General features: G+C 68.4%; 20 protein-coding genes. 13 read left to right on the forward strand and 7 right to left on the reverse strand.

The window, feature by feature from the left end; all coding sequences use genetic code 11:
- The first annotated feature begins 152 nt into the window (after positions 1 to 152).
- Positions 153 to 1,139 carry a class II fructose-bisphosphatase gene (gene glpX / locus ACFQY2_RS13130; protein WP_378746324.1) on the forward strand — a complete coding sequence of 329 codons (987 nt, stop codon included), beginning with the start codon at positions 153 to 155 and terminating at the stop codon, positions 1,137 to 1,139.
- Between the two features lie 172 nt (positions 1,140 to 1,311).
- Entirely contained in the window at positions 1,312 to 1,590 is a 279-nt protein-coding gene (locus tag ACFQY2_RS13135) for a hypothetical protein (RefSeq protein ID WP_378746326.1), read from the forward strand.
- A 15-nt stretch (positions 1,591 to 1,605) separates the two neighbouring features.
- On the opposite strand, the gene ACFQY2_RS13140 is transcribed toward ACFQY2_RS13135, so the two are convergent.
- Together ACFQY2_RS13140 and ACFQY2_RS13145 are read right to left on the reverse strand one after the other, a co-directional pair.
- Positions 1,606 to 1,989 carry an ankyrin repeat domain-containing protein gene (locus tag ACFQY2_RS13140; protein WP_378746328.1) on the reverse strand — a complete coding sequence of 128 codons (384 nt, stop codon included), beginning with the start codon at positions 1,987 to 1,989 and terminating at the stop codon, positions 1,606 to 1,608.
- Positions 1,990 to 2,077: 88 nt separating this feature from the next.
- The gene (locus ACFQY2_RS13145; protein WP_378746329.1) at positions 2,078 to 2,671 is read right to left on the reverse strand and encodes a 3'-5' exonuclease; all 594 of its coding nucleotides are present in this window, start codon (positions 2,669 to 2,671) and stop codon (positions 2,078 to 2,080) included.
- Between the two features lie 60 nt (positions 2,672 to 2,731).
- On the opposite strand from ACFQY2_RS13145, the gene ACFQY2_RS13150 reads away from it, so the two are divergent.
- Genes ACFQY2_RS13150 through ACFQY2_RS13170 form a run of 5 tightly spaced genes read left to right on the forward strand, consistent with a single transcriptional unit; the run spans position 2,732 to position 6,128 of the window.
- Entirely contained in the window at positions 2,732 to 3,475 is a 744-nt protein-coding gene (locus ACFQY2_RS13150; RefSeq protein WP_378746330.1) for a class I SAM-dependent methyltransferase, read from the forward strand.
- 39 nt (positions 3,476 to 3,514) lie between these two features.
- Positions 3,515 to 3,712, forward strand: coding sequence for a hypothetical protein (locus ACFQY2_RS13155; RefSeq protein ID WP_378746331.1), 198 nt, complete (start codon positions 3,515 to 3,517; stop codon positions 3,710 to 3,712).
- Between the two features lie 11 nt (positions 3,713 to 3,723).
- Entirely contained in the window at positions 3,724 to 4,797 is a 1,074-nt protein-coding gene (gene ychF, locus ACFQY2_RS13160) for a redox-regulated ATPase YchF (RefSeq protein ID WP_378746333.1), read from the forward strand.
- Between the two features lie 52 nt (positions 4,798 to 4,849).
- Positions 4,850 to 5,554, forward strand: coding sequence for a helix-turn-helix domain-containing protein (locus tag ACFQY2_RS13165; RefSeq protein ID WP_378746334.1), 705 nt, complete (start codon positions 4,850 to 4,852; stop codon positions 5,552 to 5,554).
- Positions 5,555 to 5,597: 43 nt separating this feature from the next.
- Positions 5,598 to 6,128: a VOC family protein gene (locus tag ACFQY2_RS13170; protein WP_378746335.1), complete on the forward strand. Its 531-nt coding sequence runs from the start codon at positions 5,598 to 5,600 to the stop codon at positions 6,126 to 6,128.
- Between the two features lie 84 nt (positions 6,129 to 6,212).
- Here the strand turns inward: ACFQY2_RS13170 and ACFQY2_RS13175 are convergent, their stop codons facing one another.
- A complete protein-coding gene (locus ACFQY2_RS13175; protein ID WP_378746337.1) occupies positions 6,213 to 7,232 on the reverse strand; it encodes an aldo/keto reductase in 1,020 nt (339 codons plus the stop codon).
- A 158-nt stretch (positions 7,233 to 7,390) separates the two neighbouring features.
- On the opposite strand from ACFQY2_RS13175, the gene ACFQY2_RS13180 reads away from it, so the two are divergent.
- Positions 7,391 to 7,924, forward strand: a complete 534-nt coding sequence (locus tag ACFQY2_RS13180; RefSeq protein WP_378746338.1) for a TetR/AcrR family transcriptional regulator — start codon at positions 7,391 to 7,393, stop codon at positions 7,922 to 7,924.
- A gap of 134 nt (positions 7,925 to 8,058) precedes the next feature.
- Positions 8,059 to 8,925 (forward strand): GyrI-like domain-containing protein, encoded by an 867-nt coding sequence (locus tag ACFQY2_RS13185; RefSeq protein ID WP_378746339.1) that lies wholly within the window; start codon positions 8,059 to 8,061, stop codon positions 8,923 to 8,925.
- 68 nt (positions 8,926 to 8,993) lie between these two features.
- Here the strand turns inward: ACFQY2_RS13185 and ACFQY2_RS13190 are convergent, their stop codons facing one another.
- Positions 8,994 to 9,347, reverse strand: a complete 354-nt coding sequence (locus ACFQY2_RS13190) for an Lrp/AsnC family transcriptional regulator (RefSeq protein WP_378746340.1) — start codon at positions 9,345 to 9,347, stop codon at positions 8,994 to 8,996.
- Here ACFQY2_RS13190 and ACFQY2_RS13195 point away from each other — a divergent pair.
- Together ACFQY2_RS13195 and ACFQY2_RS13200 are read left to right on the forward strand one after the other, a co-directional pair.
- Entirely contained in the window at positions 9,319 to 10,263 is a 945-nt protein-coding gene (locus ACFQY2_RS13195; protein ID WP_378746790.1) for a DMT family transporter, read from the forward strand. The two genes, ACFQY2_RS13190 and ACFQY2_RS13195, sit on opposite strands and share 29 nt — an antisense overlap.
- A gap of 47 nt (positions 10,264 to 10,310) precedes the next feature.
- Positions 10,311 to 10,874 (forward strand): dihydrofolate reductase family protein, encoded by a 564-nt coding sequence (locus ACFQY2_RS13200; protein ID WP_378746341.1) that lies wholly within the window; start codon positions 10,311 to 10,313, stop codon positions 10,872 to 10,874.
- A 173-nt stretch (positions 10,875 to 11,047) separates the two neighbouring features.
- On the opposite strand, the gene ACFQY2_RS13205 is transcribed toward ACFQY2_RS13200, so the two are convergent.
- Positions 11,048 to 11,533, reverse strand: a complete 486-nt coding sequence (locus ACFQY2_RS13205) for a tetratricopeptide repeat protein (RefSeq protein ID WP_378746342.1) — start codon at positions 11,531 to 11,533, stop codon at positions 11,048 to 11,050.
- Between the two features lie 43 nt (positions 11,534 to 11,576).
- Positions 11,577 to 12,149, reverse strand: coding sequence for a helix-turn-helix domain-containing protein (locus tag ACFQY2_RS13210; protein WP_378746344.1), 573 nt, complete (start codon positions 12,147 to 12,149; stop codon positions 11,577 to 11,579).
- Positions 12,150 to 12,197: 48 nt separating this feature from the next.
- Between ACFQY2_RS13210 and ACFQY2_RS13215 the strand changes: the two genes are divergently transcribed.
- Both ACFQY2_RS13215 and ACFQY2_RS13220 read left to right on the forward strand, forming a co-directional pair.
- Complete coding sequence (locus ACFQY2_RS13215; protein WP_378746345.1) at positions 12,198 to 13,952, forward strand: FAD-dependent oxidoreductase; 1,755 nt, start codon at positions 12,198 to 12,200, stop codon at positions 13,950 to 13,952.
- Entirely contained in the window at positions 13,949 to 15,079 is a 1,131-nt protein-coding gene (locus tag ACFQY2_RS13220) for an epoxide hydrolase family protein (RefSeq protein WP_378746346.1), read from the forward strand. The genes ACFQY2_RS13215 and ACFQY2_RS13220 overlap by 4 nt, the downstream gene beginning before the upstream one ends.
- A 19-nt stretch (positions 15,080 to 15,098) precedes the next feature.
- Here the strand turns inward: ACFQY2_RS13220 and arfB are convergent, their stop codons facing one another.
- Positions 15,099 to 15,542 (reverse strand): alternative ribosome rescue aminoacyl-tRNA hydrolase ArfB, encoded by a 444-nt coding sequence (gene arfB, locus ACFQY2_RS13225; protein ID WP_378746347.1) that lies wholly within the window; start codon positions 15,540 to 15,542, stop codon positions 15,099 to 15,101.
- Between the last annotated feature and the right edge of the window lie 13 nt (positions 15,543 to 15,555).

A 15,555-nucleotide genomic window follows, 5' to 3' on the forward strand; every position in this document is an offset into this window, starting at 1 on the left:
TGGCCACTTTAGTCGCGGGGATGCGGGTTCTTCTCGGTCATGTCGCGGCACCTGGCGGGCGTTCTTGAGATTTTGTAAAGAACAGCGTTTCCTTCATGGTGAAATCCGGAAAAGTCGCCGATTTCGACCAGCCACGTCGTTAGGCTGACCGCATGGTGAGCCTTACAGCCGATCTCAGCCCCCTCCGCCCCGACCGCAACCTCGCACTGGAACTGGTGCGCGCCACGGAGGCCGCGGCCATCCGGGCGGTTCCCTTCATCGGGCGCGGCGCCAAGGAGGCGGCCGACGGAGCGGCCGTCGATGCGATGCGCGCGTTCCTCGGCACCGTCGACTTCCAGGGCCGTGTCGTGATCGGCGAGGGTGAGAAGGACAACGCGCCGATGCTCTTCAACGGCGAGGAGGTCGGCACCGGTCGCGGTCCCGAGTGCGACATCGCCGTCGACCCCATCGACGGCACGTCGCTGACGGCGGCGGGCAGGCAGAACGCCCTCTCCGTGCTCGCGGTGTCCGACCGCGGCTCGATGCTGGATGCCTCCAGCGTGTTCTACATGGACAAGCTCGTCACCGGCCCCGCGGGCGTCGGGGTGGTCGACATCCGTCTTCCCATCGCCGAGAACATCCGCCGCCTCGCAGGGGCGCTGGACAAGCCGGTCGACGAGATGGTGGTCTCGGTCCTGAACCGGCCGCGGCACGAGCAGCTGATCCAGGACATCCGCGACGCCGGTGCCGGCACGCGTCTGATGAGCGACGGCGACGTCGCCGGTGGGATCAACGCCGCACGTCACGGTGCGCGCACCGACATGTGCGTCGGCGTGGGCGGCAGCCCGGAGGGCATCGTCACCGCCTGCGCGATCAAGGCGCTCGGGGGTCACATCCAGGGTGTCCTCTGGCCTCGCGACGACGAGGAGCGTCATCGCGGCATCGACGCCGGACTCGAGATGGACAAGGTCTACGAGGCCGACGACCTGGTCAAGGGCAACAACACCATCTTCGTCGCGACCGGCGTGACCGACGGGCAGCTGGTCCGCGGTGTCCGACGCGAGGGCGGCTATCTGTACACCGAGAGCATCGTGCTGCGCAGCGCGTCGGGCACCATGCGGCGGATCGTGTCGGATCACCTCGTCTCGAAGTGGCTCTGAGTCGGGGCTGATCGCCGGCCGGCAGCTGGGGGCGGGAGGCTCGCCTTTGCGGATGCCCCGTGCGGACGCGCGGTCCGCGGGGCTGACGACGATTCTCAGCGCGCCCTGGCACAATGGAGTCCATGCCCGGCGCGCGCCCGCGCCGGTAGGGTCACGAACGGGAGAGCTCGGGATGTCATCGCACGAGCAGTCTGGGTCGCCGAGTCGAGTTCAGCAGGTCACCACGAAGACCGGCCGCATCCTCCGGGTCACCGACGAGCAGATCGCCGCAGCCATCGCCGCGAAGACGGCGGCGAGTGCCTTCCCCGACCCCGCCCGCCGCAAGGACGTGCTGTTCCGGGTGCGCCGGGACGAAGGGCACGAGATCAGCTCCTGGTGGATGATCGGCGCGTTCGTGCTGACCTCCGGCATCGTCATCGCCCTGCTGTCGGGTGTTCCCGGCGGCGCCTGAGCGCAGCCTGCCGCCTCAGTAGGAGTCGAGCACCGCGCGCATGTCGGCCATCTGGAACTGATCCGCGACCTGACGGGCGGTGTGCGCGCCGGCATCCTGGTCGGCGCCGGCATCCAGCAGCATCCGCAGCAAGGGCTCGTTGCGTCGGAACACCGCGCACGACACCGCCGTCTGCCCGTTGGCGTTGATCGCGTCCTTGTCCGCGCCTCGGCGAAGCAGGTCGGTCACCACGTCGACATGCTCGGCGTAGGTCGCGACGATGAGGAGCGTGTCTCCCCGCGCGTTGCGCGCGTCGATGGGCACGCCGGCGTCGATCATCTCGCCCAGGGGCCCCACCCGCCCCTGGCGTGCCAGGTCGAAGGTTCCCTCGATCACTTCGCTGCTGAGTCCGTTCGTCACCTGACCATTGTCCATGTTCGGCCGCACTCCGTGGCAGCGGTCTGGGTGGCAGCGGTCTGGGTGGCAGCGATCTCAGGTGGCAGCGGACTCAGGCGACGGCGCGCTCGGGCTGCACGACGAGCGGTGCGGAGAGGCGGATGCCGAGGGCCTCGCCCAGCGCCTCGATGTCGGCCACATCGGCGCGCCGTGCGGCGTCGATGATGATCTGCGCGCACGCACGCGCGTCCGCCAGCGCATCATGATGCGGGAAGTCGCCGAACCCTGCGGCCGCAGCGGCCCTGGGCAGGCGGTACGAGTCGAGCTCGTAGGTCTTGCGCGCCACCGCCAGCGAGCACAGCGAACGGTACGGCGGCGCATCGACCCCCGTGACTTCACAGGCGCGGCTGAGCACGGTCAGGTCGAACTTGGCGCTGTGGGCGACGAGCACGTCGGCCCCGGCGAACGCGCACAGCCGGTCGATCTGCTCCTCCCAGGTCGCTGCTCGCACGACGTCGTGGGCATGCAGGCCGTGGATCTTGGTGTTCCACTCGTTGAAGTCGTCGTGACCTGCCGGCGGACGGATCAGCCATCCCGTCTGTGCGACGACCTCGCCGTCGCGCACGCGGACGAGGCCGACGGAGCAGGCCGAGGCGGGGCTGGAGTTCGCCGTCTCGAAGTCGATCGCGGTGAAGTCCAGTGGCACATGTCCACTTTCCCGCCCGAGCCATCCGCAGCGCGGCAGGCTCGCCGTAGGCTGAAGAACATGAGCGATGCGCGGGCGACATCCTTCGGAGCCGAGGCCGAGACGTACGAGGCCGCACGCCCGGACTATCCGTTCGAGGCGGTCGCCTGGATGCTGGAGACTCTCAGCCCGGGTGCTCGCCGCGTCGCGGATGTCGGCGCGGGGACGGGCAAGCTGACACGGGTGCTCGCGGAGGCACCGGATGCCGAGGTCGTCGCGATCGACCCGGACCCCGCCATGCTTGCGAAGCTGCGGGAGACGGTGCCGGGCGTGCCGACCTTCGTCGGCACGGCCGAGGCGCTGCCGCTGCCGGACGCGAGTCTGGACGCGCTCGTGCTGGGCCAGGCATGGCACTGGGTGGATCCGGTCGCCGGTTCCGCGGAGGTCGGCCGCGTGCTCCGGCCAGGCGGCACCTTCGGGCTGATCTGGAACACGCGCGACAACCGGGTCGACTGGGTGCGTCGACTCACCCGGATCATGCACGCCAGCGCCGCCGAGGAGCTGCTGGACGGCGACGGCCCGACGGTGACCGCGCCGTTCGGAGAGCTCGAGTCGCGGCGATGGGAGTGGGCGCGTCCCATGACGCGAGCACAGCTGCACCGCATGGCCGATTCGCGCAGTCACCTGATCACGGCATCCGAGGAGGACCGGACGGCAATCCATGCCGGCATGGACGCACTCTTCGACGAACTCGGCGTGGACGCCGAGGCGACGATCGACCTGCCCTACGTGACCCGGGCGTTCCGCGCGACGCGGCCCGCCTGAGTTCGATCAGTCGACAGGGAGGATGACCTTCTCGGCATCGTGGACTTCTCGATCTTCCCGCACCTCGATTACCCGACGTTCCCCGAGAACACCCTCGCGCACGCAGAGCGCTGGGCGCAGCGCATCGGCGGGCCTGCGTACGCGCTCGATGACCAGACCGCCATCCGCGTCGTCGGTGACGACGTCGACGTGATCTCGGAGGGGCACTGGAGAAGGCTCGACCAGCGCCCCCGGTAGACTGGACCCCCGTGGCCCTAACCATCGGAATCGTGGGACTGCCGAATGTCGGCAAGTCGACCCTCTTCAACGCTCTCACCAAGAACAACGTGCTCGCGGCGAACTATCCGTTCGCGACGATCGAGCCGAATGTGGGCGTGGTCAGCCTGCCCGATTCTCGACTCGAGGTGCTCGCCGGCATCTTCCACAGTGAGCGCATCCTGCCTGCGGCGGTGTCGTTCGTCGACATCGCCGGGATCGTCCGCGGTGCGAGCGAAGGTGAAGGGCTGGGCAACCAGTTCCTCGCGAACATCCGCGAAGCGGACGCGATCGCCCAGGTCGTGCGCGGCTTCGCCGACGACGATGTGGTGCACGTGGAGGGCGCGATCAACCCCCAGAACGACCTGGAGACCATCAACGCCGAGCTGATGCTCGCCGACCTGCAGACCCTGGAGAAGGCCATCGTGCGTCTCGAGAAGGAGGTCCGCGGACGCAAGACCGACCCTGTCGTGCTGGAGACGGCGAAGGCCGCACAGGATGCGCTGGAACGCGGGGTGCTGCTGTCCGTCTCCGGCCTGGATCTCGCACCGATCAGGGAACTCGGCCTGCTGACAGCGAAGCCGGTCATCTTCGTCTTCAACGTCGACGAGGCCGTGCTCACAGACGCCGCGCGCAAGGCCGAGCTGGAGGCCATCGTCGCCCCCGCCAAGGCGATCTTCCTGGACGCGAAGATCGAATCGGAGCTCATCGACCTCGACCCCGAGGATGCCGCAGAACTGCTGGCGTCCACCGGACAGGACGAATCCGGCCTGGACCAGCTCGCCCGCATCGGCTTCGACACCCTCGGACTGCAGACCTACCTGACGGCCGGCCCGAAGGAAGCGCGTGCCTGGACCATCGGGAAGGGCTGGAAGGCGCCGCAGGCCGCGGGCGTGATCCACACCGACTTCGAGAAGGGCTTCATCAAGGCCGAGGTCATCTCGTTCGAGGACCTGGTCGAGACCGGTTCCATCGCCGAGGCGCGCGCCAAGGGCAAGGCGCGCCTGGAGGGCAAGGACTACGTCATGCAGGACGGCGACGTCGTGGAGTTCCGCTTCAACAACTGAGCACTGGCTCGAGGCCGCTCCAGCGCGCACAATGTGTCCGGAGGGGAGTTGCATGGAGCGGATCTACGAGGAGTATCGCCCGGACTCGCCCGTGCTGGAATGCGTGTGGCAGGCGCGGTCGACGCGCGATGAGCGCTATCTCGCGCCGGCCGTCGAGTACTGGGATCTGTGGTTCGCGCGAGAGCGGGGCGGAGACCTGCGGGCCGGGCTGGCGGGTCCGACGCTGGGGCATCGGTGGATCCGTTCGTCGGTCGGTGAGCACAGCTGGGGCATCCAGTTGCAGGCTCACGTCGTCCTGCCCGGAGTGAGCAAGGTGCTCCTCCTCGGTGGGGAACAGGCGCTGGAGATCGAAGCCGGGCATGTCCTGCTTGCCGAGCACGCCGTGCCTGTGCCGGACTTCGAAGAGCTCGAGAGATTCACCGAGCGGCTTGTGGAGCTCGACATCCTGCGCAGCGACGACGACGTGCGCCGGATGCTCTCCGGTGACCACGTCGGCTACTCCGAGCGGCAGCGACAGCGACGGGTGCGCGCCACCACCGGGCTCACGCGCAAGCAGATCGCGCAGCTGTCCCGCGCGCGCGAGGCTTATGCACTGCTGCTGCAGGGCATGTCGCCGATCGAGTGCGCGGCCCACTGCGGCTTCGCGGATCAGGCGCATTTGACGCGTGCGCTGAAGGTCTTTCACGGTAGGACTCCCGCACGTGTGCTGTCCGGCCGAGATGGCGGAATTCTTCAAGACCGCCGCACGGCGGTCTGATGGGATGAACGCAACGCATCCACCGCCAGCACAGGAGCAAGAGATGTCTGCACCGGTCACCCCTGAGGGTTACGCCACCGTCAATCCCTGCATCATCACCAGTGACGCCGATGAGATCGGGCGGTTCATCATCGAGGTCTTCGACGGCGAGGAGCACGCCGAAGCCCGCACTATCGACGAAGACGGCCTACTGCTGCAGTCGGAGGTACGCGTCGGAACGACGACCATCATGCTCGCCGAGCGCAAACCGGACTGGCCATTCACTCCGAGCCTTCTTCAGGTCTATGTCCACGACATCGACGTGGTGCTCGATCGCGCGATCGCCCGCAACGCGCGGCTCATCACCGAGCCGACTGACTTCTTCGGGACCCGACTCGCTCGGGTCCAGGATTCGAGCGCGAACATCTGGTGGATCTGGCAGCACGGCGAGATGGATGCGGAGGAACGGTCCAGCGAGCAGGACTGGACCGTCGAGGAGCAGAGCGGGGGATGGGGACAGATCTCGCCCGAGCTCGCCTACATCCACGACACGCTTCTCGCCGCGATGACCGGCCTGCGAGACCCGAGAGCTTGAGACGCGAATTCGCCCGTCGGTGACCAGGCAGCCGCTGGCGCGATGGCGACTGCCTGGACGCGGATTCCGCGTGGACGACTGGGCTCAGGCGGCGGAGCGCTCGGCGAGTGGCCGCCTGCGCAGGGCCTCCGAGAGGATCGCGGGCGTGTTGTACTCCTGATCCATCCGGCCCACGCCCGTGCCGGGCGGAACGATCGCGTCGATCCGGTCGAGCAGGTCGTCCGGCAGGGACACCTCCGACGCCCTTAGGAGGTCGTCCAACTGCTCCATGGTGCGCGGACCGATCAGGGCGGAGGTCACTCCGGGATGTGCGATCACGAAGGCCAGCGCCATGTGCGTCAGGGAGATGCCCGCGTCATCGGCGAGCGTGATGAACTCCTCCACGGCGTCGACGCGTCGCGGGTCGCGGAGTGCGCTGAACCGCTGTGTGCGCCTGAGGTCGGATTCCTGCCCGCGGCGGACGCGTCCGGTGAGCATGCCGCTGGCCAGCGGGCTCCAGATCACGGTGCCCATGCCATAGCGCTGTGCGACGGGAAGCACTTCGCGCTCGACCGCACGGTCGAGAAGGGAGTAGTGGGGCTGCTCAACGCGGAACCGCTCGAGTCCACGCCGGTCGGCGATCCAATGCGCCTCGACGATCTCGGACGCCGGCATGTCGGATGAGCCGATCGCGCGGACTTTTCCGCTGCGGACCAGGTCGCTGAGGGCCGACAGGGTCTCCTCGATGTCTGTGTCGGGATCGGGGCGGTGGAACTGGTAGAGATCCAGGTGATCGGTGCCCAAGCGGCGCAGGGAGTTCTCCACGGAGGTGATGATCCATCGCCGGGACCCGCCCCGGTGGTTCGAATCATCGCCCATGGGCAGCCCGAACTTGGAGGCGAGGACGATCTCGTTTCTGCGACCGCGCAGCGCTTTGCCGACCAGCTCCTCCGAATCGCCGTATGCGTCGGCCGTGTCGATGAGATTGATGCCCGCGTCGATAGCCCGTGCGACGATACGATCGACGTCGCCCTGGTCTGGATTGCCGAAGGAACTGAGCATCATCGCGCCGAGCGCGAAGGGTGAGACGCGTATTCCGGTGCGGCCGAGTGGTCTGGTCTGCATGGTTACTCCGTGGTCGGTGGTCGATCGAGGTACGATCGAATAAGCGGAACGCTCTTCCGTAACTATACGGAACGATGTTCCGTTTGTCACGACGATTCAGGAGATGAATGAGCTCGCCGGAGAACGCGGTCCCTGCGCCACGGAAGCGTGCGGACGCGGTGAGGAACAGCGCAGCCGTGCTGGATGCCGCGAAGGCCGCATTCGCGGAATCCGGAGTGGATGCGCCGATGCGCGAGATCGCTGCGCGCGCTCGTGTCGGCGTCGGGACCATCTACCGCAACTATCCGCAACGGTCCGACCTGATCATCGCGGTCTTCCGGCGCGAAGTGGACGCCACGGCCGCCGTGGCCGAACAGCTCCTCGAACGTCATCAGCCCGTGGAAGCCCTGCGCCGATGGGCCGGTCGGCTTGCCGAGTTCGTCGCCACCAAACGCGGGTTCTCGGCCGCGCTGCACTCGGGGGATCCGGCATACCAGCCCCTGCCGGCGTACTTCCTCGGGACGCTTGCCCCGCCGGTGCAGCGCATTCTGGACGCAGGAGCGGACGACGGCTCGATCCGAGCCGACGTGCGAGCCGAGGACCTCATCCAGGCGCTCAGTCGTCTGGCGGACAGTTCGAGTTCAGGATCCGGACGGATCGGCGGCATGGCGGAAGTGCTGCTCGACGGTCTGTGCGCGCCTCGCGGAAGATGACGCGGAGTGCCCGCGATGATGGATGAGTAGATCCCTGCACTCGGCGACAAGACGGCGCACTCGATCGGATCGAACCGGAGAAGTCGGGCCGGGAAGTCTCGCATTCGGGAGAGTGGTTCACGAAAGGAGCCACCATGATCGAGATGCTCAATCACTTGGTCGATGCGATCGAGGAGCGGATCGGCGGAGAGATCGACATCGATGCGCTCGCCGCAGCGATGGGGACGACCGGCTATCACGCTCGTCGCATGTTCTCGTCGCTGGCGGGCGTGCCGGTGTCCGAGTACGTGCGGCGTCGGCGCATGACCGTCGCTGCTGCGGACGTGGTCGGTGACGAGGACTTCCTCACCATCGCGGTCCGATACGGATACGGATCGACCGAGGCATTCGGTCGAGCATTCCGTGCCGTGCACGGCGTGAGCCACGGCGATGCCCGTCGAGAAGGCGGCCCCTTTCGAAATTATCCGCAGCTCAGGTTCCGCCTGACCGTCGAAGGGAGCGTCCCCATGGACGCCAGAATCATCGGACGTCCCGCATTTCGTCTGATCGGACACGCGGCACGCGTGCCGCTGATCCACGAAGGCATCAACGCGCAGATCCAACAGCACATCGCCTCGTTGCCCGTCGCCGAGCACGAGCGCCTCAAACAGCTCAGTGAGACCGACCCTGCCGGCCTGCTGCAGGTGAGCGCCGACGTCGATCCCGACTTCGTCGAGAGCACGGAACTGACCTACCTTCACGGGGTCGCCGTCCGAGCCGATACCGAGGTGCCCGACGATCTTGACGCGATCGAGGCCGAGGCAGGATCGTGGGTGGTGTTCCGCACGTCGGGTGAGCACCCGGCCGCGCTCCAAGCCGCCTACGCCGGCTCAGCGACGGAATGGTTCCCCTCGAATCCCTGGCGGCTGCGCCCCGGGCCCTCGATCGTGGCGGTGATCGAGCGCGCCGCGGACTTCAGCACGGCGACGTGTGACCTCTGGTTGCCCATCGAGCGCGCGTGAATCGCGACATGGGCCTGCTCCGGCGTCACGGAGTCCGGCCCATGTCGCGCCGTCATCGCAGAGCGAATTCACTCCTCCGAGCGCACGGGGATGACGGTCGCCGCCCGGATGTGCTCGTAGACGATCGACGTGCGCACATCCGCGACCTCGGCGCGCTCGGTGAGCCGGTCGATGACGAAGGCGTAGAGGTGGTCGTTATCGGGCACGGCGACATGGATCAGGAAGTCCTCGGTGCCGCTGGTCACGAACACCCCCAGCACCTCGGGCAGCGCCGCTGCCCACTCCCGGAACCCTTCGATGCGGTCACGTGTGGGAGGTCGGACGCGAACGGCCACGAGCGCCTGGACGGGCCGGCCGATCTCTGCCAGGTCGAGCTCGAGGCGCGCGCCGGTGATGACTCCGCGCTCGCGCAGACTCCGCACCCGATCCAATGACGTCGTCGGCGCCACCGCCGTGCTCGGTGCCGCGCTGCTGTGGGGGACGGTCGGCCCGGCACAGGTTCTCGCGGAATCCGAGGCAGATCCTGGCGCACTCGGTGTCGCGCGTCTGCTCATCGGCGGGGCGGCGCTGGCCGCACTCAGTTCGCGGGGGTCGGCGTGGCGGCAGCTGCTGCGCAGAGACGTGATCGGATGGCTGCTGCTGGCCGCGCTGGCCACCGGCGTCTATCAGGTCGCGTTCATGCACGCGGTGGATCAGCTGGGCGCGGCCCTCGGCACGGCGATCGCGCTGGGTGTCGCACCGGTGGTCACCGGTCTCTGCGCACGGTGGTGGACCCACGACCGGATGACGCTCGGCTGGGCCGCAGGGACAGCAGCCGCGATCATCGGCTGCACCGTGCTGCTCGATCCCTGGGGTGCGGAGGGCGTCGCGGGGACGGGAGTCGCGGTGGCACTGGTGTCAGGAGCCTGCTACGGCGTGTACACGGTCGCCGCTAAGCGGTTCCTGTCCACCGGAGTGCCCGCGCTGCCGGCGACGAGTTTCACCCTGATCCTCGCCGGTGTTCTGCTCTCGCCGATCATCGTGCTGAATCCCGCACATCTCGCGGATGCCGATTCGCTGCTGCTCATCGGATGGATCGGCCTGGCCGGCACCGCGCTCGCCTATGCGCTGTTCGTCTACGGGCTGCGCCGGACGACCGCCGGTCGCCGGCACGCTGAGCCTCGCCGAGCCGCTGCTGGCAGCACTGCTGGGGGTCATCGTGCTGCAGGAGCAGCTCACCGGCACCGCTCTCGCCGGCTGCGCGCTGATGATCATCGGACTCGTGGCCGTCACGGTCATCGATGCCCGTCGCGGGCGCCTTCGCAACCAGACGCCCGCCAGGAGGTCGAGGACTCGTGACCTGGACGCGCCTGTTCACGACCAGCGGTGAGACCTAGGATCGCCGTATGTCTCGTCTCACCTTCAGCCTCAATGTGACGCTGGACGGGTGCGTCGATCACCGTGAGGGCATCGCGGATGACGAGACGCACGCCTACTTCATCCGCCTCATGGATGACAGCGGCGCCATGCTCTGGGGGCGCACGACCTACGAGATGATGGAGAGCTCCTGGCCCGCGGTCGCCCGCGGCGACGTCGATGCACCACCGGCACTGCGCGAATGGGCGACCAAGCTGGAGTCCAAGCCGAAGTACGTCGTCTCGACGACCCGCACGGACTTCGCCTGGACCAACAGTCAGCATCTCGTCGGCGATCTGCGCACCGCCGTGCAGGAGCTCAAGGATCAGACGCCCGGCGGCGTGCTCCTGGGCAGCGGGATGCTGGCGACGGAGCTGGACAGGTTGGATCTGATCGACGAGTACCGCTTCCTGGTGCATCCCATGATCGCCGGGCACGGACCCTCGCTGTACGCGAGCGGGCTCGTGAGCACCCGCCGCCTCGAGCTCGTCTCCGCGACGCCGCTCAGCAACGGCGCGGTCGCCATGCACTATCGCACGGCGCAATCGGCATGACCACCGAGACGTGAGCGCTCCCGGGTGATCCGCGCGACCGGGCAGCGCTTATGACGGCGAGACGGTCTTCCCGCCTGACCTGCACCTCCAGAAGGTGCTGGCCTCGCCGTGGTAGGCCTTGAGGGGTCAGGTCAGGATCAGCTCCGGTGAGCGGAGCCCGGGGGACGCCGACGTCACTCGGTCAGTGCTGCGGCGTATCTGCGCATCGAGCGCCGATAGCGCGGCAGGCAGTCGATCTGCGCGTCGATGGAGACTCGCAGTGCCTCGTCCTTGCGGCCGGCGCTGTGCAGAGCCAGGGCCAGCACGATGCGGGGTGCCGAGCCGGTCGATTCGTGCACCGGCGCCGCCTGCAGAACGGCGATCGCCTCGTCGAGACGGCCCAGGTTGCGCAGGGTCGATCCGTACTGAACGGCGAGCTGAGCGTGCCGTGCGTCGTCCAGGCCCAGCCCGAGAGCTCGCTCGTATTCCGCACCGGCCTCCGCCTCGTACCCCATCGAGTCGTACATGCCGGCGAGCTCGAACGCGGCGCGGCCATCGGTCGCCGGACAGCTGTCGGCCAACTCCCGCATCGCCGCGACGCCCTCTTCGCGCTGGAGCGAGTCAGAACGCGCCCAGAGCCCCGCCACCGAGGATTCCCACTGCTCGAGTGTCATGACCATGACGTCGATCCTGACATGTCGGACTGCGGACGACCACGGCTCGTCACTGATGGCGGTGCCCGGGAAGGTGAGCCTGCTCGCCGTCCTGATCGAAGATGGTGAGCACTTCCGCCGTGCCCTGATGCGCCTCCAGACGGTGCGGGGTCATGGTGGGGAACTCGACGGCCTGGCCCGGCGTCACGAGGATGGTCCGGGTTCCGAGAGTGAGCCGGATGATGCCGCTGAGGACGGTGAACCATTCGTAGCCGGGGTGCACCTGGGCCTCCTTCGCCTCCGCGTTCTCCGTGAGGCGCATCTTGCCGATGGTCACCCCGCGGCGGTCGCGTTCGCGTGACAGCAGCCAGAACGTGGCACCGCCGACGGACTCAGGCTCGGGGCGGATGACGACGTCCTCATCACCCTCGGGTTCGACGAGCTGGTCGAGAGAGGTGCCCAGCGCCTTGGCGATCGCGACCAGTTGCTCCAGCACGATCCTCTGGCGGCCCGTTTCGATCCGGCTGAGCGTCGACGGCGAGAGGAAACAGCGAGCGGCCAGAGTGTCCAGCGTCCAGCCGCGTGCGGTGCGAAGCCCGCGGATGCGCTGGCGCACGATCGTTTCGGTATTCTCTTGCATCATATGCAAGAGCTTATGCGTAAGGAGCGAATCTCGCGTAGCGTCTCCCGCATGACGAACACGGCGCATCGCTCCGCTCATGAGCCCTGGCAGGACCTTCCCGAAGGCCTCGCCGAGCACCTCCAGTTCGAGTCGCGCCTGAGCGCCGCCGCGAGGGACGCGGCTCTGGAACGCGCGAGCGCCGCGCTGGATGCACCGCCCAGGCGCATCATCGATCTCGGATCGGGGGTCGGAGCGGATGCCGTGGCGCTCGCGCAGCGTTTCTCGACGGCGCGAGTGCACGCGTTCGACGTCTCCGAAGCGCTGCTGGCACACGTGCGCTCCGCGTCCACCGAGGCCCGGGTCGCGGACCGCATCGTCACCCACCGTGTCGACCTGAACGAGGACTGGACCGCGGAGGTGACCGCCGATGCCGACCTCGTGTGGGCGTCCCTGTCGTTGCACCACCTCGATGATCCGGTCGCGGCGCTGCGCCTCGCCCGCTCCGTTCTGCGCCCCGGAGGCGTGCTCGTCCTGACGGAGCTGTCCGGAGGTGCGAGCACCGATGGCCACAGCGACGGACGCGCCGTACCATCCGAGCGCTCCGCAGGGCATCGCCCGGACCGCGGGTACGCACGTGATGACTGGCCGCAGCTTCTCGTCGGCGCAGGATTCACCGTCCCCGAGCATGACGGGCAGGAGTTCATCATCGGTGCCGCCCCGAGCGATGGCGGTGCGCCCGCGGTCTCGCCGCCATCCGTTCGCACGGTCTGGGTCGCTGTCCGACGGCAGACCGAGGATGTCCCCGTCCCGACAGAGGACGTCGACGTGGAGGTGGCTGTCGTGGGCGGAAGTTACGCCGGGCTGGCGGCCGCGATCATCCTTGCCCGGTCGCGGCGCGACGTCGTGGTGATCGACGAAGGACAGCCTCGCAACGCGCCCGCCGACGGAGCGCACAACGTCCTGGGACACGAGGGGATCGCTCCCCGCGAGCTGCTCGAGAAGGGACGCGCGGAAGCGGAGTCGTACGGGGTCCGGATTCTCACCGGCCGCGCGACCGGACTCTCCGGTGCTCTGGACGCCTTCACCGTGCAGATGGGCGACGACGGCCGGCGCGTCCGCGCGCGTCGCGTCATTCTGGCGACGGGGCTGGTCGACGATCTCCCCGACATCCCTGGAGTGCGCGAAGGGTGGGGGAAGACGGTGCTGCACTGTCCGTTCTGCCATGGCTGGGAGGTCCGAGGTCAGCGCATCGCCGTGCTCATCCGCGACGAGGTCGCCCTCCATCAGGCCACGTTGTTCCGGCAGCTCAGTGAGCACGTCACGGTGTTCCTGCACGAGGCGGCGGAGCCCACCGAGGAGCAGGCGGCGATCCTCGCCGCGGCGGAGGTGCCTGTGGTGCGGGCCCGTGTCGAGAAGCTCGTCATGGAAGGCACGGATGTGCGCGCCGTCCAGTTGGACGGCGGTGAGAGCGTCGAGATCGATGCGGTCGTCGTCGCCCCGCGGTTCCACGCCCGGACCGAGCTCTACGAGTCGATCGGAGGAACCGCCGAGCAGACGCCGTTCGGCACCCGGATCCCTGCCGACTCTCGCGGTGAGACGGCGGTGCCGGGAGTCTGGGCAGCAGGCAACGCCGGCCAGCCGATGGCGATGGTCATCTCCTCCAGCGCGTCGGGGGTGACCACGGGCTCCGCGGTGCACGGTGACCTTCTCATGGCCGACCTCGATCGCGCCGTTCGCGCGCGAACCGGTGACCCCGCGCACGCAGCGGAGGGAATACCTGTCTCCGCTCCGGCTCTTGCCCCTGAGAGAGGGGCAGGACGATGACTGCAACCGCAATGCCGCTGGACGTCTCCGACGCGGAGCTGGAGGGCCTGCTGGATCGGGTCCGGGGCACGCGATGGGCAGAGCGATGGCCCGTCAGCGCATGGGAGGGCGGAACGGATCAGGACGAGCTGCGCCGGCTGGCCGAATACTGGGGGAACGGATTCGACTGGCGTGCGCAGGAAGCCGTCATCGCGGAGCTGCCCTGGCGGAGCGCCTCACTCGACGCGGTGACGATCTCCTACCTGCGCTTCGACGCCGAGCGTCCCGGGCGCACCCCGATTCTGCTCGTCAACGGCTGGCCGAGCTCAGCACTGGAACTCGTCGAGGTGGCGCGGCGGCTGTCTCAGCCATCGCGGTTCGGGGCGGATGAAGCCGATTCGGCTACCGTCATCGTGCCCGCGCTCCCGGGGTTCCCGTTCTCGACGCAGACGCCGTCCCTCGATGTCCAGACCCACGAGATCCTGCACCGGCTCATGACCGAGTCGTCGGGATTCGACCGGTACGTCGCGCACGGCGGCGACCTGGGGGCGGGCATCGTGTCGCGCCTGGCGCAGGCGCATCCGGATGCTGTCGCCGGCATCCATCTGCTCTCGGTGGCCTCGCCGCCGGAGGTGGACCCGTCGACGGTGACGGCGGAAGAACATCGGTATCTGGACGAGGTCGCCGCCTGGAACGCATCCGAAGGCGGATACCAGCACCAGCAGCAGACGCGCCCGCTGACGCTGGCACCGGCGCTGGCCGATTCGCCGGTGGGCTTCCTGTCCTGGATCCTCGAGAAGCACCGCGCCTGGAGCGACTCGGACGGAGACGTCGGCAGCAGGTTCACCGACGACTACCTGCTGACCCTCGCGTCCCTCTACTGGTTCACCGGGTCGATCTCCACCTCTCTGCGGCCGTACTTCGAGTACGCTGCCGGACACACGCGCCGTGTCGCGCGCGTACAGGTTCCGACAGCCGTGGCGATCTTCCCCCACGACCTCACGCACCCCCCTCGGAGCTGGGCGGAGCGCGTGTACGACGTCGTCCGTTACACCGTGATGCCCCGTGGCGGGCACTTCGCACCGCACGAGGAGCCGGCCCTGCTCGCCGCGGACATCCGTGAGCTCATGGACGTGATCGCCGCATAGACGGAGGAGCTCCCGACGATCAGCCTGAGGGGTCCGGCCTTCGGCGAGTGGCCTTCGTCTCCGATCGTCGGTGCTTGGTCTCGAGTCGGCGTCGCTGAGAGCCTTTCGTCGGCCGCGTTGCGCGCCGCACCGCGCTCGGCATGACGGCGTCGCGCAGCAGGGCGGCCAGGCGCACTCTCGCGACCAGTCGATTCTGTCGTTGGGAGCGCTGCTCGCTGGCGCTGACGGTGAGAGCGGTGCCCGCCAGTCTCGGCGCGAGCCGGGCCAGCACGCGCCGGCGCTGGGTCTCATCGAGCGCGCTCGTGGTCGCGAGGTCGATGGTCAGCTGAACGCGGGAGTCCGTGGTGTTCACGCCTTGGCCACCCGGACCGGAGGACCGGGAGAACTGCTCCATGAGGTCTGCTGCCGGTATCACCAGCCCCTGGGGCGCACCCGGCCCCGGCATCACGCGCAGATCGTCCACGCCACCAGTCTGG

The organism is Microbacterium sp. GCM10027623, assembly GCF_042666935.1.
Lineage (GTDB): Bacteria > Actinomycetota > Actinomycetes > Actinomycetales > Microbacteriaceae > Microbacterium.